This window comes from Synechococcus sp. R8-2 (assembly GCF_047461715.1).
Classification (GTDB): domain Bacteria; phylum Cyanobacteriota; class Cyanobacteriia; order Thermostichales; family Thermostichaceae; genus Thermostichus.
This window is the reverse complement of the sequence record NZ_JANSHQ010000084.1, coordinates 1-15,979: the sequence shown is the minus strand read 5'-3', so window position 1 is coordinate 15,979 and position 15,979 is coordinate 1. Positions and strand designations below refer to the sequence as shown.

At 59.3% G+C, this 15,979-nt stretch carries 15 protein-coding genes and 1 pseudogene; 10 read left to right on the top strand and 6 right to left on the bottom strand.

What is annotated here, in order from left to right; all coding sequences use genetic code 11:
- A pseudogene (locus NW819_RS02315) lies at positions 1-695 on the top strand (IS630 transposase-related protein); the annotation flags it as partial.
- A gap of 68 nt (positions 696-763) precedes the next feature.
- Here the strand turns inward: NW819_RS02315 and glp are convergent.
- Positions 764-2,023 carry a gephyrin-like molybdotransferase Glp gene (gene glp, locus NW819_RS02310; protein ID WP_414412772.1) on the bottom strand — a complete coding sequence of 420 codons (1,260 nt, stop codon included), beginning with the start codon at positions 2,021-2,023 and terminating at the stop codon, positions 764-766.
- A gap of 332 nt (positions 2,024-2,355) precedes the next feature.
- On the opposite strand from glp, the gene NW819_RS02305 reads away from it, so the two are divergent.
- Genes NW819_RS02305 through NW819_RS02275 form a run of 7 tightly spaced genes read left to right on the top strand, consistent with a single transcriptional unit; the run spans position 2,356 to position 6,328 of the window.
- Complete coding sequence (locus NW819_RS02305) at positions 2,356-2,718, top strand: cation:proton antiporter subunit C (protein ID WP_414406349.1); 363 nt, start codon at positions 2,356-2,358, stop codon at positions 2,716-2,718.
- Positions 2,711-4,183, top strand: coding sequence for a cation:proton antiporter (locus tag NW819_RS02300; protein WP_414412771.1), 1,473 nt, complete (start codon positions 2,711-2,713; stop codon positions 4,181-4,183). Before NW819_RS02305 ends, NW819_RS02300 begins: the two co-directional genes overlap by 8 nt.
- Entirely contained in the window at positions 4,167-4,571 is a 405-nt protein-coding gene (locus NW819_RS02295; protein WP_414412770.1) for a cation:proton antiporter, read from the top strand. Before NW819_RS02300 ends, NW819_RS02295 begins: the two co-directional genes overlap by 17 nt.
- Entirely contained in the window at positions 4,568-4,819 is a 252-nt protein-coding gene (locus NW819_RS02290; protein ID WP_011431878.1) for a hypothetical protein, read from the top strand. Before NW819_RS02295 ends, NW819_RS02290 begins: the two co-directional genes overlap by 4 nt.
- A 19-nt stretch (positions 4,820-4,838) precedes the next feature.
- Complete coding sequence (locus NW819_RS02285; RefSeq protein ID WP_011431879.1) at positions 4,839-5,120, top strand: monovalent cation/H(+) antiporter subunit G; 282 nt, start codon at positions 4,839-4,841, stop codon at positions 5,118-5,120.
- Positions 5,121-5,129: 9 nt separating this feature from the next.
- Entirely contained in the window at positions 5,130-5,651 is a 522-nt protein-coding gene (locus NW819_RS02280) for a DUF4040 domain-containing protein (protein WP_414357736.1), read from the top strand.
- Entirely contained in the window at positions 5,648-6,328 is a 681-nt protein-coding gene (locus NW819_RS02275; protein ID WP_414412769.1) for a Na(+)/H(+) antiporter subunit B, read from the top strand. The genes NW819_RS02280 and NW819_RS02275 overlap by 4 nt, the downstream gene beginning before the upstream one ends.
- Here the strand turns inward: NW819_RS02275 and NW819_RS02270 are convergent.
- Positions 6,323-6,748 (bottom strand): type II toxin-antitoxin system VapC family toxin, encoded by a 426-nt coding sequence (locus NW819_RS02270; RefSeq protein ID WP_414412768.1) that lies wholly within the window; start codon positions 6,746-6,748, stop codon positions 6,323-6,325. The two genes, NW819_RS02275 and NW819_RS02270, sit on opposite strands and share 6 nt — an antisense overlap.
- Complete coding sequence (locus NW819_RS02265; RefSeq protein ID WP_071818136.1) at positions 6,732-6,965, bottom strand: FitA-like ribbon-helix-helix domain-containing protein; 234 nt, start codon at positions 6,963-6,965, stop codon at positions 6,732-6,734. The genes NW819_RS02270 and NW819_RS02265 overlap by 17 nt, the downstream gene beginning before the upstream one ends.
- A 278-nt stretch (positions 6,966-7,243) precedes the next feature.
- Here NW819_RS02265 and carB point away from each other — a divergent pair, with 278 nt between their 5' ends.
- The gene (carB, locus tag NW819_RS02260) at positions 7,244-10,492 is read left to right on the top strand and encodes a carbamoyl-phosphate synthase large subunit (RefSeq protein ID WP_414412767.1); all 3,249 of its coding nucleotides are present in this window, start codon (positions 7,244-7,246) and stop codon (positions 10,490-10,492) included.
- Positions 10,493-10,831: 339 nt separating this feature from the next.
- Entirely contained in the window at positions 10,832-11,887 is a 1,056-nt protein-coding gene (gene psbA / locus NW819_RS02255) for a photosystem II q(b) protein (protein ID WP_414412766.1), read from the top strand.
- A gap of 6 nt (positions 11,888-11,893) precedes the next feature.
- Here psbA and NW819_RS02250 read toward each other — a convergent pair whose 3' ends face one another.
- From NW819_RS02250 to NW819_RS02240, 3 genes are all read right to left on the bottom strand, one after another.
- A complete protein-coding gene (locus tag NW819_RS02250) occupies positions 11,894-13,744 on the bottom strand; it encodes an aspartate kinase (protein WP_414357731.1) in 1,851 nt (616 codons plus the stop codon).
- 44 nt (positions 13,745-13,788) lie between these two features.
- On the bottom strand, positions 13,789-15,324 hold the full coding sequence (locus NW819_RS02245) for a site-2 protease family protein (protein WP_414412765.1): 1,536 nt from the start codon (positions 15,322-15,324) through the stop codon (positions 13,789-13,791).
- Positions 15,325-15,602: 278 nt separating this feature from the next.
- Entirely contained in the window at positions 15,603-15,845 is a 243-nt protein-coding gene (locus NW819_RS02240; protein ID WP_414375147.1) for a DUF751 family protein, read from the bottom strand.
- Between the last annotated feature and the right edge of the window lie 134 nt (positions 15,846-15,979).

Below are 15,979 nucleotides of genomic sequence, written 5' to 3'. Positions count from 1 at the left end.
GCTCGACTGAAGGATAGAGCCCAGAGGTTTGGCGTCCATCCCAGTGCTATTTACTATGCTCTTAGGAAGATGAAAACAACGCGAAAAAAAAGAGTTAAGGCACCGAGGGCGGGATTGGCAAGAGAGAATCCAAGAGAGAATCAACGACTCTAGGGTCTTGAGGGAGTTGGTTCAGAAGTATGGAAGTGAGAGTTTAGCTTACAATGGGCTCTGCACCGCTGACGCGAATGATGAGAGAATGACGAGACAGGGTTTGGGGAGATACGCACCTGTTTTATGCTTGGCCAAAGAGAGGGGAGAAAGTTTATGGGAAGAGAGAGAGCTGAGTAGCCGGTAGGAGGAAGGAGAGAGGGGGTTTGATAGCCCCGACGCTTTTTCAAGTAGCTCGAATGCGGAAGAATTTGAGGGACACTAAATGCCGAGTTTGGAGAGGACATCTGTATTGACTCTGGGCAATGGGCCGATTCAAAGGCCTAGGGCCTGCTCGGCGAACGGAAGGGAAGGATAAAGGATTTGATGAAAGCGGCAGGGCAGGAGGTGGTTTTTTGCTGAGGCCCTCGCCAGACTTGAATGAGATTGAGGGTGACTTTAGTGCTCTCAAGAGGGCAAGGATGCATGCTGATAGAGGAACTTCTGTGGATGAAGTGATAAGGCCTGCGGTCCGCTGTTGCAGACGGAACTGTTGTACTGGCTAGCGTCTCATTGTTATTTGGATTGACTATGGCGGCTATTCCAGCAGCAGCGAGAGGAGGGCTAGGGATCTTCAGGGCAGTTGCAGCACCTGAACGGGCGAACCGGCAGGGATCTGGGTTGTCCCTACTGGCAGCACAGCCAAGGCATTACAGCCGGCCAGACTGATGAGATTGCCGGAATTGAGGTTGGCGGCGGGCTGAAATTGGATCCCCTCAGGCCTGACCTGCAGCCGTCCCCAGAGATAGTGTTCCCGCTGACCGTCGGCATGCAGATCCACCGGGCTGAAGGCGGAGAGGATCTGCCAGTAGGGGGGCAGGGATCCGCCCATTTTTCGCAGGGCCGGGTGCAAAAAGCGCCAGAAGGTCACCAGGGCAGAGGCAGGGTTGCCCGGCAGGCCAAAGTAGAGCTTGGGGGGGCCGTGGGGATTGGGAAAACGAGCCACCGTCAGGGGTTTGCCCGGCTTGATGGCCACGCTGCGGATGAAAATCTCGCCTCCCAACTCCTCCAGCACCTTTTCCACCAGGTCAAAATCCCCCACCGATACCCCTCCGGAAGAGATCACCCCATCGGCGGAGGCCAGGGCCTGCTGGACGACCTGCCGCAACACCTGGAGCCGATCCGGCACGATGCCCAACTGGATCGGGATCCCACCCGCTGCCTTGACCAGAGCCGCTAAGCCGTACTGGTTGGAATCCACGACCTGCCCCGGCCCCGGCACCTGCTGGATGGGCACCAACTCATCCCCTGTCGAGAACAGGGCTACCCGGGGCTGACGAAACACCGGCACCATCGCCTGTCGGATGGCGGCCAAAACGGCCAGCTCCGCTCCGCCCAAAGCCTGCCCTGCCGGCAGGAGGGGATCCCCCTGGCGGGCAAAGTCTCCCTGAGGCCGGACAAATTGGCCCCGCTGCGGACGCTGCAAGAGGCGAACGGTTCCTGGCGAAGGTTGCTGCGTGTATTCCTGCATCACCACGGTGTCCGCACCGCTGGGCAAGAGGGAGCCGGTGTAGAGACGCACCGCTTGTCCAGGCTGGAGCTCTCGGGTGGGTGCCTTTCCGGCGGGGAGAGTCTCGATCACCTGCAGCTCACAAGGGATCCCCGCTTGCACATCTTCATGGCGCACGGCATAGCCATCCATACTGGAGGTGGGATGGGCCGGAAAATCCTGGGGGCTATACACAGTTTGGCTGAGAACGCGGCCTTGGGCGGATCCCAGCTCCACCCACTCTGGGCCCAGCGGCTGAGCCGCCTGCAAAATCAGGGCTTCTGCTTCCGCCACCGGCAGCATCACGGCTTTTAAACCCCCTTCTCCAACACCTTTCTTCAGCATCCAGAAGTCGGTTCCGCCAAGGCCATTAAAAACAACTTAAACTGCGGACAGCGGCCATCAATTCCGACCTTGGCATGAGAAGTGTATGACCAGGATCCCACCAAGCCCCAGAGCTGGCAAGAAGTCGGGTCAAGTTGCTTATTCGGAGTCTGCAACTCTTTCTACTTCGGGATCCCGGCCTTGTTGGGGAGATGGGGATCCCGGCAGCGTTGCAGCCGGCCACAGGCTATCTGGCTGCCGCGGCTGCGGAAGCTGGATACTGGTCACGTAGCGGGCGTAGCCTTAGAACGACTGAGCGACCAGATAGCTCGAGCGCAGCAAGCGAGGTGTCCATGTTAAGTGCCGCCGTCATCCTCACGATCTTCCTTGGCTTCTGGGGAGTCGTGGTCAAGCGCAACCTCATTATGAAGATCCTGTCTATGGATGTTATGAGCACCGGGGTCATCGCCTTCTTCGTGATCTGGGCAGCCCGGAGCGGTGTGTTCACCCCCATCTACAAACCCTGGCGCGAGCTGGACTATGCCGACCCGGTGCCTCAGGGGATCATCCTCACGGCCATCGTCATTGGCCTATCGGTACAAGCCTTGATGTTGGTGGGGGTGATGAAGCTGTCCCGCAATCATCCCACCCTCGAAGTCGAGAGCATCGAACAGGCAGTCGCGTCAGGGGCGCAGAGCACTTTTACCGATGACTGAGCTGACGCTGGTGTGGGTGGCATTGCCCTTTCTACTGGCCTTCACAACCTACTTGATGCCGGCCCTGACCCGTCCCAGCCTGGTGGGGATGGCCGCGCTGACGGTGGTCTATGCGGTGCAGCAGGGGGGCTTGCCCGGCACAACCGCTGCGCCCTTGGAGCTGCAGCTTTTGGATCACTTCGGGGTGACGCTGCGGATCGATGCCAATGGAGCAGCGATGCTCTTGGCCCACGGCCTGGTCACGCTGGGGGTGGCGCTGTATTTGGATAGACGCTTTGCGGGCAGCCGCTTTCTGGCCATGCAGCTACTGATCGTGCACGGTAGCGCCAACGCCGTCATCATCAGTGCCGACCTGATCAGCGTCTACGTTTCCCTGGAGGTGCTCAGCATCGGCGTGTTTTTGCTGCTGACCTATGGGCGGCGGGCTGAGGGCCAACCCACAGTGGAAGAAAATGCTCCGCACCGCGATCGCCAGCTCTGGGTGGGGCTGCGCTACCTTTTCATGAGCAATGTGGCCATGCTCTTCTACCTGATGGGCGCAATCCTGGTCTATGTGCGCACGGGATCCCTGGCGATGAGCAGTTTGGTTATGGCCGACCCCACGGCCTTGGCGCTGATTGCTGTGGGTCTTTTGGCCAAGGGGGCGATCTTCGTTGCCGGCCTGTGGCTGCCCCTCACCTACGTTACCGCGGATCCCGTTATCGCGGCGGTGCTCAGCGGTTTTACGACCAAAGCAGGAGCCATGGCTTTGGTGCGCTGCAGCGAGGCTTCGCCGGTCTTGGCCCAGGGGTTGCCCTACTTGAGCGCTGGTTCAGCCGTTTTCGGGATCCTACTGGCCTTGATGGGGAGCACGCCCCAGCACCTTCTCGCCTGGAGCTCGGTATCGCAGATGGGATTTGTGATTGCTGCCCCTCAATGGGCAGGTTTGTACGGTCTTGCCCATGGGTTGGCAAAGCCCTTGCTGTTTGTTGGAACAAGCGTGACCCATCCCTGGCGTTGGCCGATGCTGCTCTTGGGGACGGCTTCCCTGGCAGGGGTACCCGGCAGTTTGGGGTATGCGGCCAAGGCCCTCAGCTTGTCTGCTCTGGATCCCTGGCACGAGTGGCTGCTGGTGGGGGTTACCGTCGGCACCACTTGTTTAGGCGTGCGAGTGCTGCGGGCACCTGTTTCTCCAATGAAGGGGGCAACCACCTCTGCAACTCCTTGGCAAGATAAAGTGGCACTGGTGCTTTGGGGTGGGGGCTTGCTCTGGGGCTGGCTACCGGCGGCCTATGGCGCTGACAATCTTCTCAAGGCGCTCCTCAGTTTGGGCGTTGGGATCCCCCTAGGCTGGTTTTGGGAGCGGATCCCTTTGAAGGGAGGGTCGGTGAACGAAGGGCTGGAAGCAGTGGTGGGCGGCTTGAGCATAGTGTTGGTGCTGGTTTGGGCTCTGTTAGCTGTGGGGAACTATGGGACGCTACCCTGAGTTGGGTCTATTGGAGATCGGCCTGCGCCTCTTGATTTGGTTTCTGCTGACGGGCAATCTGAGCTGGGACAATGTGGCCATCGGGGTGGCGGCAACGTTGCTGCTGCCGCGCCAGGCTTCCGCACCGGTGCAATGGCGGGATTGGGGGCGAGTGCTCCAGGAAATTCTTCTCGCCATCCCAAGAGCCTACTGGGAAGCCTTCGAGATGATCCTCAAGCCCCACACTGTTGAGGAAGTTGTATACAAACAAACCCTGCCCAACCGTTCAGCAGGGCTGGTGTTTCTGGATATCTTTTTAATTACCTTCACGCCCAAAACCATCGTGCTCAATTGCAATGCCCAAGGCACTTATGAAGTCCATATGCTCAAGCCGCGGGAGGACGTGTGAACCTACTGCTGTTTCTCCTGACCCTAACGCTGTGCTTGCCCCTGTATGCCGCTTGGCTGAAGGAAGATATTTGGCAGACGATGCTCGCCTTTGCCAGCTTGGCCACAAAGACGGCCATCCTGATTTTGGTGGTGTCGGTGGTGCGGGATGATTGGATGATCGGGATTGTGGGGGTTTTGATTTTGTCGGTGGGCAATGCGGCCTTAATGCTCTTGGCTCATGTACTGAAACGGCTGGAAATGCTTTAGAAAGGCCCTGGGGGTAGGTATGGAAGTCTGGGTGGAAGGTCTGAGCTATCTGTTGTTTGGGATTGGTGTGCTGTTTTGGTTGTGGGGAACGGCGCCGCTCCTTGGGGATCGCTCGATTTTATTTAAGCTGCACGGCCTTTCGGTGTCGGACACCCTGGGCTCTATGAGCATCATGCTGGGGCTGCTGTTGCGGATCCCACGGGAATGGCCCCTGTTGGTGTTGGCACTGATCTCCCTGGCTATTTGGAATACCATTCTGGGCTATGTGCTGGCGTTTTGCTCGCAGCGCAAGTCCCTATAGGAGGGCAGGATGGAAGAGACCCTGTTGCTGGTGATGGCGTTACTCCTGCCCCTGACGGCAAGCTTGGTGGTGACTCAGACCAATCCCTACCACGCCTTGGTAATGCGAGGGATCCTGGGGACGATTGCCGCCCTGATCTATGCGCTGTTTGGGGCGGCGGATGTGGCTCTGACCGAGGCGCTGGTGGGCACTATGCTTTCCATTACCCTCTACGCCATTGCGGTGCGCTCTTCGCTGAGTATGCGCCTGGGCGTTCTTGAAGGCAGCCCTGTGCTGGAGGCCAGTACCTCAGCAGCACGGCAGTTGTTACAGCAGATGCGCCAAGGGCTACAGCGGTATCACATGCGCTTGGAGTTGGCCGCCTATGGGAGTTCGGAGGCGTTGGTGGCTGCTCTTCGCAGCCGAGAGGTACACACCATTGCCCTTGAGCCCGGTGGAGAAGCAGCAGAGTATCGCCTGGTTACACGCGTACCCCGCCTGCAGGCCATTTTGGCGCAGCAAGCTCTGGCCGCTGAGGTGATGGCGACATGAAGTGGGTGTACGGGATAGCGGTGCTGCTGGCAGCCCTACAGCTCATTGTGGGCGAGGTGGGATCCGTGTCCCCCAATCCCACAGCGGGCGTGGCCTTAGTCGAGGCAGTGGAGATTCTGGCCAGCGAAAGCGGTGTGCCCAACGCGGTGACGGGTCTCATTCTGCGCAACCGCCTCTACGATACGGTCTTTGAAGTGGTGGTGTTTTCCACGGCGATTTTGGGCGCCCAATACCTGCTGGCGGATGAGCAGCCGACAGCCAATGTAGCTCAATTTACCGATATTCCCTCGATTGTGTTGGCGCGAGTGGGAGCCACCATTTCGGCTTTGATCGCGGTGGAGCTTGCCATTCGAGGGCACCTGACGCCGGGCGGGGGCTTTGCTGCTGGGGTGGCAGGAGGGACAGCCATTGGCTTGGTGGCGATCACCGCCTCTTCCGCCTGGATGGAGGCCATCTACAAACGGTGGCGGGCTGCGATGTGGGAGAAGCTGTCGGTGGTGGCGTTTATCGGGGTGGCTGTGATGGCTCTGGCCGGCTGGGAATTGCCTAGAGGGGAGTTGGGAGCTCTGTTTAGCGGCGGTTGGATCCCGATTCTTAACATTTTGGTAGCCATCAAAGTGGCGCTGGGATCCTGGGCGGCAGTTTTGATCTTTATTCGCTACCGCGGCTTGTTATGAGGGTCTAAATGGGTTAATGAGAGGTACCCCTGTCCCGGCAAAATCACGGACATTGCGAGTAACCAGGGTAAGTCCGTAAACCAAGGCTGTAGCAGCCAGTTGTTTGTCAATCGCATTTTGAGAGTGAGGTACGCACAGGCTTCCCCATACCTGGGCTTCGGTAATTGTGAAATCAAGAATGTGATCGGCATAGTCATCGACAACCGTTTGCAGCCACCTCCCCAGAAGGTTGGCTTGCAGATGATCGCCGCGATGGCGCATGAGTTCAACGCCTCGGCGGAGTTCGCCCAGCGTGATCACGCTGATGTAGATGCGGGCCTCTTGCTCAATGGCAGTTTGAAGAAATTCTTGAACCCCGGAGTTGGCTTGACTGTGTTTGCGCAGCTCACTGATGACGTTAGTGTCAAGCAAATACGTCATGGGCAGTGTTATCTTGCACCCGCTCAAAGTCTGAATCGTTGCCAACGTTAGGTATCGATCTGAGCACTTCGGCAAAGGACTGTTTCGCAGGCTGGAGTAAGACTTGCTCTAGGATTTTGCGGTGTTCGGCCTCTGCACTAACGCCGTGACGACTAGCCCTTTGTTTGAGAGCTTTGACAATGGCTTCGTCAACATTGCGAACAATTAACGTGGCCATAGAGCGTTTCCTCGATCGGCAGATCCCTGGGCGGCTTTGCTGCGACGATAGCATTGATATCATCTAAAGTTCAAGTTTTCCCGTCTATTGATACTGATGAAGAAGCTGCCCTTTTGCGGGTTGCCCCAGAGAACTCCTGCCTGCCAGGGATCCAAGCTCTGCCTGCTGTGCATAGCCTTTGAAAGCGCAACACTCAAAAAAGAGGGATCCCGATGAGCAACTTGACCTGCAGGTGACCTCTACAATAGAAGGCTGACTCTGCCACCTCTGGGATCCCTATGCCGCGCCGCACCGATATCCACAAAATCTTGCTCATTGGAGCGGGGCCGATCGTCATTGGCCAAGCCTGCGAATTCGACTACTCGGGCACCCAAGCCTGCAAAGCCCTGCGGGAAGAGGGCTATGAGGTCGTTTTGGTCAACTCTAACCCCGCCACCATCATGACGGATCCCAGTATGGCGGAGCGCACCTACATCGAGCCGGTGACGGTGGACTTTGTGGCCAAAATCATCGAGCGGGAGCGCCCTGATGCTTTGCTGCCCACCATGGGCGGCCAGACGGCCCTCAACGTGGCGGTGCAACTGGCCCAGCAAGGGATCCTGGAGCAGTACGGGGTAGAGTTGATTGGGGCCAAGCGGGAGGCCATTGAAAAAGCCGAAGACCGCGATCTCTTCAAGCAAGCCATGCAGCGGATTGGCTTGGCCGTGCCCCGCTCTGGCCTGGCCCACACCCTGGAAGAAGCCAAGCAGATTGCCCAGGAGATCGGCTATCCCCTCATCATCCGCCCGGCCTATACCCTGGGGGGCACCGGTGGTGGGGTGGCTTACAACCAGGAGGAGTTTGAAGAGATCTGCGCCGCCGGTTTGGAAGCCAGCCCCGTTTCCCAGATCTTGGTGGAAGAATCGGTCATCGGCTGGAAGGAGTTTGAGCTGGAGGTGATGCGGGATCTGGCGGATAACGTGGTGATCATCTGCTCCATAGAAAACATCGACCCAATGGGGGTGCACACCGGCGACTCCATCACCGTGGCCCCGGCCCAAACCCTCACCGACAAGGAATACCAGCGGCTGCGGGACTACGCCATTGCCATCATGCGCGAAATTGGCGTAGAGACCGGGGGATCCAACGTGCAATTTGCCGTCAACCCTGCCAACGGCGAGGTGCGGGTGATCGAGATGAACCCGCGGGTCTCCCGCTCTTCTGCTTTGGCCAGCAAGGCCACCGGCTTTCCCATCGCCAAAATTGCCGCCAAATTGGCAGTGGGCTACACGCTGCCGGAGATCCCCAACGACATCACCCGCAAAACTCCGGCCAGCTTCGAGCCCACCATCGACTATGTGGTCACCAAGATCCCTCGCTTTGCTTTTGAAAAATTCCCCGGCGCAGAGCCGGTTCTCACCACCCAGATGAAATCGGTGGGGGAGGCGATGGCCATTGGCCGCACTTTTCAAGAATCCATCCAGAAGGCCCTGCGCTCTTTGGAAATCGACCGTCCCGGTTTTGGCAGCGATAGGCCGGAGGTTTTCCCCAAGCCGGAGGAAGTGCGGGCCAACCTGCGCACCCCCAACCCCTTCCGCCTGCTCACCATCCGCACCGCTCTGCTCATGGGCTTTTCTGCCCAGGAGATTGCCCAACTCACCCACATCGATCCCTGGTTTATCGACAAGCTGCAGGAGTTGGTGGAGGTGGAGCAGGCCCTCAAGGGGCGGGAGCTGGGATCCCTGAGCGCTGACGACTTGAGACACCTCAAGCAAATGGGCTTCAGCGACCGACAAATTGCCCACCTAACCGGATCCACGGAACATCAGGTGCGGGCCCGTCGCAAAAGCCTGGGGGTGATCCCCACCTACAAAACTGTAGATACCTGCGCCGCCGAATTTGAGGCTGCTACCCCCTACCAGTACTCCACCTACGAGAGCGAGTCGGAGATTTTCCCGGCCCGCAAAGAGAAGGTGATGATCTTGGGAGGTGGCCCCAACCGCATCGGCCAGGGGATCGAATTCGACTACTGCTGCTGCCATGCTGCCTTTGCCCTCAGCCGCCTGGGTTACGAAGCGATCATGGTCAACTCCAACCCGGAAACCGTTTCCACCGACTACGACACCGCCGATCGCCTCTATTTTGAGCCGCTCACCCATGAAGAGGTGATGAACTTGGTGGATGCTGAGCAGCCGGTCGGCCTGATCGTGCAATTTGGCGGCCAAACCCCGCTCAAGCTGGCGCAGGGGCTGGCAGCAGCCCAGGCTCCCATCTGGGGAACTTCCCCCGACTCCATCGACATTGCTGAGGATCGGGGGCGCTTCGAGCGCATCTTGCGGGAGTTGGATATTCGCCAACCGGCCAACGGCATTGCCCGCAGCGTGGAAGAAAGCTTGGAAATTGCCCGCCGCATCGGCTATCCGGTGGTGGTGCGGCCCAGCTACGTCTTGGGGGGACGAGCCATGGAGATCGTCTATTCCGACCAAGACCTGCAGCGCTACATGCAACTGGCGGTGGCGGTGGATCCGGATCGTCCGGTGCTGGTGGATCAGTTCCTGGAAGAGGCGGTGGAGGTGGATGTGGATGCCATTGCCGACCGCACCGGCGCTGTTACCATCGGCGGCATTCTGGAGCACATCGAGCAGGCCGGGATCCACTCGGGCGATTCGGCCTGTGTATTGCCCAGCCGCACCCTCAGCCCCGAGGTGCTGCGGGTGATCCGCGAGTGGACGGTGAAGTTGGCCCAAGCTCTGAAGGTGGTGGGCCTGATCAACGTGCAATACGCCGTCCAAAAAGGTCAAGTCTATATCCTGGAGGCCAATCCGCGCGCCTCCCGCACCGTCCCCTTCGTCAGCAAGGCCATCGGCCATCCGCTGGCGGACTACGCCGCTCAGGTGATGAGCGGCAAAACTCTGGAAGAGCTGGGCTTTACCCAGGAGGTGATCCCCTCTCACATTGCCGTCAAGGAAGCGGTTTTGCCCTTCCACAAGTTTCCCGGCACCGACACGCTGCTGGGGCCGGAGATGCGCTCCACCGGTGAGGTGATGGGCATTGACACGGACTTTGGCCGCGCTTACGCCAAAGCCCAACTGGCGGCGGGGCAGAATCTGCCTCTCCAGGGGACGGTGTTCATCAGCGTCAGCGACCGGGATAAACAGGCGGTCATCCCGGTAGCCCGCGAGTTTGTGGGGCTGGGCTTTCGCCTGTTGGCCACCGAAGGAACCCAAAAAGTTTTAGCCGAGCACGGGATCCCGGTGGATAAAGTCCTCAAGCTGCACGAGGGGCGGCCCCACGTCATCGACGCCATCAAAAATCACCAGATTCAGCTCATTATCAACACCCCTTCCGGTGTCGAGGCGCAGCAAGATGGCCAAAAGATCCGCCGCACTGCCCTGGCCTACAAGATCCCTCTGGTGACAACCCTGGCAGGAGCCAAAGCCACTGCGGCTGCCATCCGTGCTTTGCAGTCGGGATCCCTGCAGGTGAAGTGCTTGCAGGATTTTTTTCCACCCAGGAATGCCCCAAGCAAACTTCTGGAAGCCCCATGAAGAGCCCATAGGGTCTTGCCGGCAGGAGAAAAAGCGGATCCTGAACGACTTCTCTTTCTTGAACCCATTCTTGAGAAACATCTGCTCGAGCTTGGCTGCCATCAACTGCCGGGAAGCTCTCAAAGATATCCCAATTGCAACAGGCGGGTGCTGATTTGTATCGACAAATCCATTTTTTTCACAGTCCCGTTGCGAAAGTTAGGGATCCCTGTCGGCGTCCCTAAAACTGTCTAGCCTGAAAGAAGGAGACGCTTTTGGCGGTCGGCGCGGGAAGAGTTTTGCCCCGTTCAAGGAAGCCGACAAAGCAAAGAATGGTTTTGTCTCTTTAGGAGTTGGCCTATGAGTACGGTAATTCGCCGCTCCTCGGCTGCACGGCAGCTCTGGAGTTGGAATGGCTTTTGTCAATGGATAACCAGCACCGAAAACCGGCTGTACATCGGCTGGTTTGGCGTGTTGATGATCCCGACCTTGTTGGCGGCTGCCTTTTGTTTTGTAATCGCTTTTATTGCTGCTCCGCCGGTGGATGTGGATGGGATCCGCGAGCCGGTGATCGGCTCTTTGATAGGGGGGAACAATCTCATCTCGGCGGCGGTGGTGCCCACCTCAGCGGCCATTGGCCTGCACTTCTACCCCATTTGGGAAGCCGCTTCTTTGGATGAATGGCTCTACAACGGCGGCCCCTACCAACTGATCGTGCTCCATTTTTTGATTGGGGTGTGGTGCTATCTGGGCCGGCAATGGGAGCTGAGCTATCGCTTGGGCATGCGTCCCTGGATTGCGGTGGCGTTTTCCGCTCCGGCGGCGGCGGCTACGGCAGTGCTCTTGGTTTACCCCATCGGCCAGGGCAGTTTCTCGGAGGGCTTGCCCCTGGGGATCGCCGGCACCTTCTACTTCATGCTGGCTTTCCAGGCGGAGCACAATATCCTCATGCACCCTGCTAGCTGGCTGGGGGTGGCCGGCGTCTTTGGCGGCGCTCTGCTGGCCTCCCTGCACGGCTCCCTGGTGATCTCCAGCCTAATCCGCGAGACCTCGGAAGAAGAGTCACAAAATGCCGGCTACCGCTTCGGGCAGGAGGAAGTCACCTACAACTTCCTGGCCGGGCACTACGCGTTCTTGGGGCGGCTGGGGTTCCCCGGCCTGGGCCTGAGAAACAGCCGTTCCGTCCACTTCTGGATGGCGGCCCTGCCCACGGTGGGGATCTGGGCGGCGGCGATAGGTATCGGCCTGATGGCCTTTAACTTGAACGGCTTTAACTTCAACCAGTCCATCCTGGACAGCCAGGGCCGCTTCATCCCCACCTACGCCGATCTCCTCAACCGCGCCAATCTGGGGATCCAAGTGATGCACGCCCCCAACGCCCACCATTTCCCCCTGCTGCTGGCGGCTCAACCCTGAGGCAGGCTAGGGGCAGTCCAGCCGGAAAGCGCGGTGAATAGCTTGCAAGGCCGGGATCCCTCGATCCCGGCGCACTACACAGCTCACCTTGATCTCCGAGGTGGCGATCATCTCGATGTTGATTCCGGCTTCGGCTAGGGCTGCAAACAGGCGAGCAGCCACGCCGGGATAGGTTTCCATCTCGGCGCCGACAATGCTGACCTTGGCAATGTCGTGATCCGCGTCAACTCCTGCCGCCTGGAGCTCTTCGGCCACCTGCCGGCAGACTGCCTCAGCAGCCATCGCTTGATCCTGAGGCACGGTAAAGGCAATGTCGGTACTGGGGATCCCGTTGTGGTAGCCCCGCTGGCTTTGGATGATGGTGTCCACGATGATCCCGGCAGCCGCCAAGCGCCCGAACAAATGGGCGGCAGTTCCCGGACGATCCGGCACTTTGCGAAGGCCCAGCCGCGATTGCTTCAAATCCAAGGCAACACCGCGTACCGGGTGGCTGTCTTGAGGGGCAGCCGGCATCTTTGCCCGATGCAAGTGGGGGATCACCTGGAACGACTCTCCCAGAGCCAAGGCGGCATCCCCGGCCCGCTCCGCAGCCACCACACAGCTCACCTTGATCTCGGACATGGAGATCATCTGCAAATTGATCCCGGCCTCGGCCAGCACCTGGAACATTTGCGCCGCGATCCCAGGTCGGCCCATCATCCCCACCCCGGCAATGCTGACTTTGGCCACCGCCTCATCCACAATCACCGCTGCACACTGCAGCTCTTGGCCAATCCGCCGGGCAACGGCTGCAGCCTCGGTCACCTGCGACCGACTGACCGTAAAGGCAATGTCATTGGTGGGCTGGGGCACGGATCCCTGCGGCAAGGAGTCCGTCCCGCTGGCGTGAGCGGCTGTGAACTGGAGCGACTGCAAAATCAAATCCACATTCACCCCTGCCGCCGCGATCCCCTGAAAGAGCTGGGCGGCAATGCCAGGGCGATCCGGCACCCCCACCAACACCAACTTGGCCTGATCCCGATCCAGCTCCACCGTATCCACCGCCAGGCCCAGCTCGATACTGCTGTCGGCAGCACGAGGACGGGGGGGAGGAGAAAGAATGAGAGTGCCCTCGCATCCCGCCTGCAACGGCTCCAAGCTGGAGCGCACCCGCAGCTTCACACCGTAGTTGCGGGCAATTTCCACCGAGCGGGGATGCAGCACCTGGGCCCCCAAGCTGGCCAGCTCCAACATTTCATCACTGGTGATCTCCGGCAACAGCCTGGCCTCAGGCACCTTACGCGGATCCGTGGTGAAGATCCCCGGCACATCGGTGTAGATCTCACACAGCTCTGCTCCCAAAGCCACTGCCAAGGCCACCGCCGTGGTGTCGGATCCCCCCCGACCCAGGGTGGTGATCTCCAGCTCCGCCAGGCTGGTGATGCCCTGAAACCCGGCCACCACCACCACCTCTTCCCGCTCCAGGTGCTGCCACAGGCGGTCGGTGTGGATGTGCAAAATGCGGGCCCGGCTGTGATCCCGAGTGGTGACAATGCCCACCTGGGCTGCCGTCAGGGAAAGGGCAGGACACCCCAAGCGTTGCAGCGCCAAGGCCACCAGGGCAATGCTCACCTGCTCACCGGTGGAAAGGAGCATATCCCATTCCCGCAACTGGGCCGGTGTGGTCGGGGATCCCTGCAAGATCTGCTCCCCCAAGCCCACAAGGCGATCGGTTTCATCCCCCATCGCCGAGACCACCACCACCACCCGATGCCCTGCCTTCACCGTGTGGGCCACCCGTTGAGCCACGGCCTGGATACGCTCCACAGAGCCGACAGAGGTACCGCCGTACTTTTGAACAATTAAGCTGCGTTGCATGAGAGGAGAATGAGGTCAGGGGCGGTTTGGATCCTACCCCGGATCTAGGCCAAGCCCAGTCCATTTTGCAAAAACGGCGGTACCGGCAGCAGGATCAGCACCAGCAGCGTTAGCATCCCCAGCCCCAGCAGATCCCGGGCCTCGTCCAGTTCCGTCACATCGTTGAGGGCCGGCTCGTCAGCACTGGAAATCACAAACAGCAGCAGCGCCCAGAGCAACAGCCAAGGCTGCACCGTCAAAGCCAGCAGCAACACCAACCAGCGGGCTACCCGGCCCACATTCGCTCCCATCCGCTGTCCATACACTGCGTGGACAATGTGCCCTCCATCCAGTTGGCCCACCGGCATGAGGTTAAAGGCAATCACCACCAAGCCCAGCCAGCCGGCAAAGGCCAGCGGGTGCAGCTCGATCACCTGCCCCGGCTGCAACTGATCCCCCAGCACCATGCGGGCCAGAATTGCCAGCAGCACCGATAGGCGCGGGTCAATGCGATGAAAACTAATCGGGGTCGGCTGCCCCTCCGGCACCGTGGGAGGATCTGCAGGCGCTGAAAACACCAGCCCCAGCAACAGCATGCCCAAAGCAACAAGACTCCCTGCCAGCGGCCCAGCGGCGGCGATATCAAACAACACCTTGCGGTTGGGCACCGGCTCTTTCAACTGGATAAACGCCCCAAAAGTCCCTAGGACAAAAGGCACCGGGATGAAATAGGGCAGCGAGGTTTTGATGTGGTGGCGGCGGGCCACCCAGTAACGAGTCCACTCATGGGATCCCAAAATGGCAAGGATCCCGACCGCATAGGGCAATCCTTTCATCAGAGAGGGCAAATGCAGCAGCCGGTCAGGGCTAACCCCAGCCGCTTGGGCCCCAGCACTGAGGGTTGTCCAGAAGGTGAATAGCAACAGCCCCAAAGCCAGCAGCGGCAACTCTCGACTGTCCGCCAGGGAGCGCCGCGCCGCCGGGTTGGGCACCAAGGCAAAAAAGGGCTTACCGGCAAACCCCTCCTGCAGCACCACCAAAAAGCGTTTGCCGAAAGTGGTTTCCACGTTTTGCTGCACCCGCTCATAGGCTTCACTGGGATCCGCCCGCAAGTTGCCCCGGCAGATGATCGCCTGGGGGCGGTACTCCACATTTTGCAAATAAAAGACGTTCCAGGGGAAGCAATGGCTCAGCTTCTCCCGCGGCACTTCGGAGATGGGGGTGTGGGCAAGAGCCAGCGAGACCGGATCTGCGGCGCCGTCTTCCTCCTCTTCCTCTGGCTCAGGTTCCCCAGCCGGCGAGGGATCCGCTTCTGGAGAGGAGTTTTCCACCTCTGGCCGAGGGCCTCCGGTTGAGGGTCGAATGCCCCCTCGTCTCACCAAGGTCATGCTGGTAAAGTAGGAGGTGAGAAACAGCAGCAACATCAGCAAGGGAGGCAATTCGTACTGAAACACCTGACGCCCCAGCACCCAAACCAAAGGGGGCAGCATCATCACCAGCCACAGGATCCGCCACGGCACCTTCGAAAGGCGGGCCACACTTTTTTGCAGCAGCAGGTAGGTTGCAGAACCCACCAGCGCCAACAGGATCCAATCTGCCATGAGTTCAAAAAACGGAGGAGAACACCTCTACCAAGCTAGCGGCAAATCCAATCCCCTCGCTACAGCTTGCAGCCGGGATCCCTGAAGAGCCAATTGAGGCTTGGCCTGCCCATAGATCGCCACCATTCCGGGGCAAACTTTTCATTCGCGCGAGCGGTGCGGAGCACTTTACTTCTTGTCAGCAGTGGGGCGAAAAAGAGGGATCCCCTTGAGGCGTGCTTATGCTGCCGGCGTCCACTGCACAGCTTCGCCCATGGGCCCCAACCTCAACCCAGTATCTATTCTGGCCAAAAGGTATTCCCTGTCATGCCTCGCAGGGTGAAATAAACAAATAGAAGCAACAAAAGGGATCCCAGCGTAACCATAGCCGCCGCTGTTGGACTTTTGCGATACAGGCTAACAAAAGGCTGGAGGCCAGCCCAGATACCCCCCAGCAAAACGGTAATAAAGTAAGTGGGATAACGGGAGACATTCTCGACAAACTGGTCTTCCAGTCTTCTGGGGGGCTGCGGTTGTGGCATAAGAGGCTGGGGCTCCAACTCCTTTTTTCTCAGTGTGCCATAGGTAGCTGTCAACCATCTGGAGGCTGGCCATCTTCAGGGAACTGGCGGCAACTCAAAAAGTGTAGTCATCTCAAACTAGATTGAGACACTCC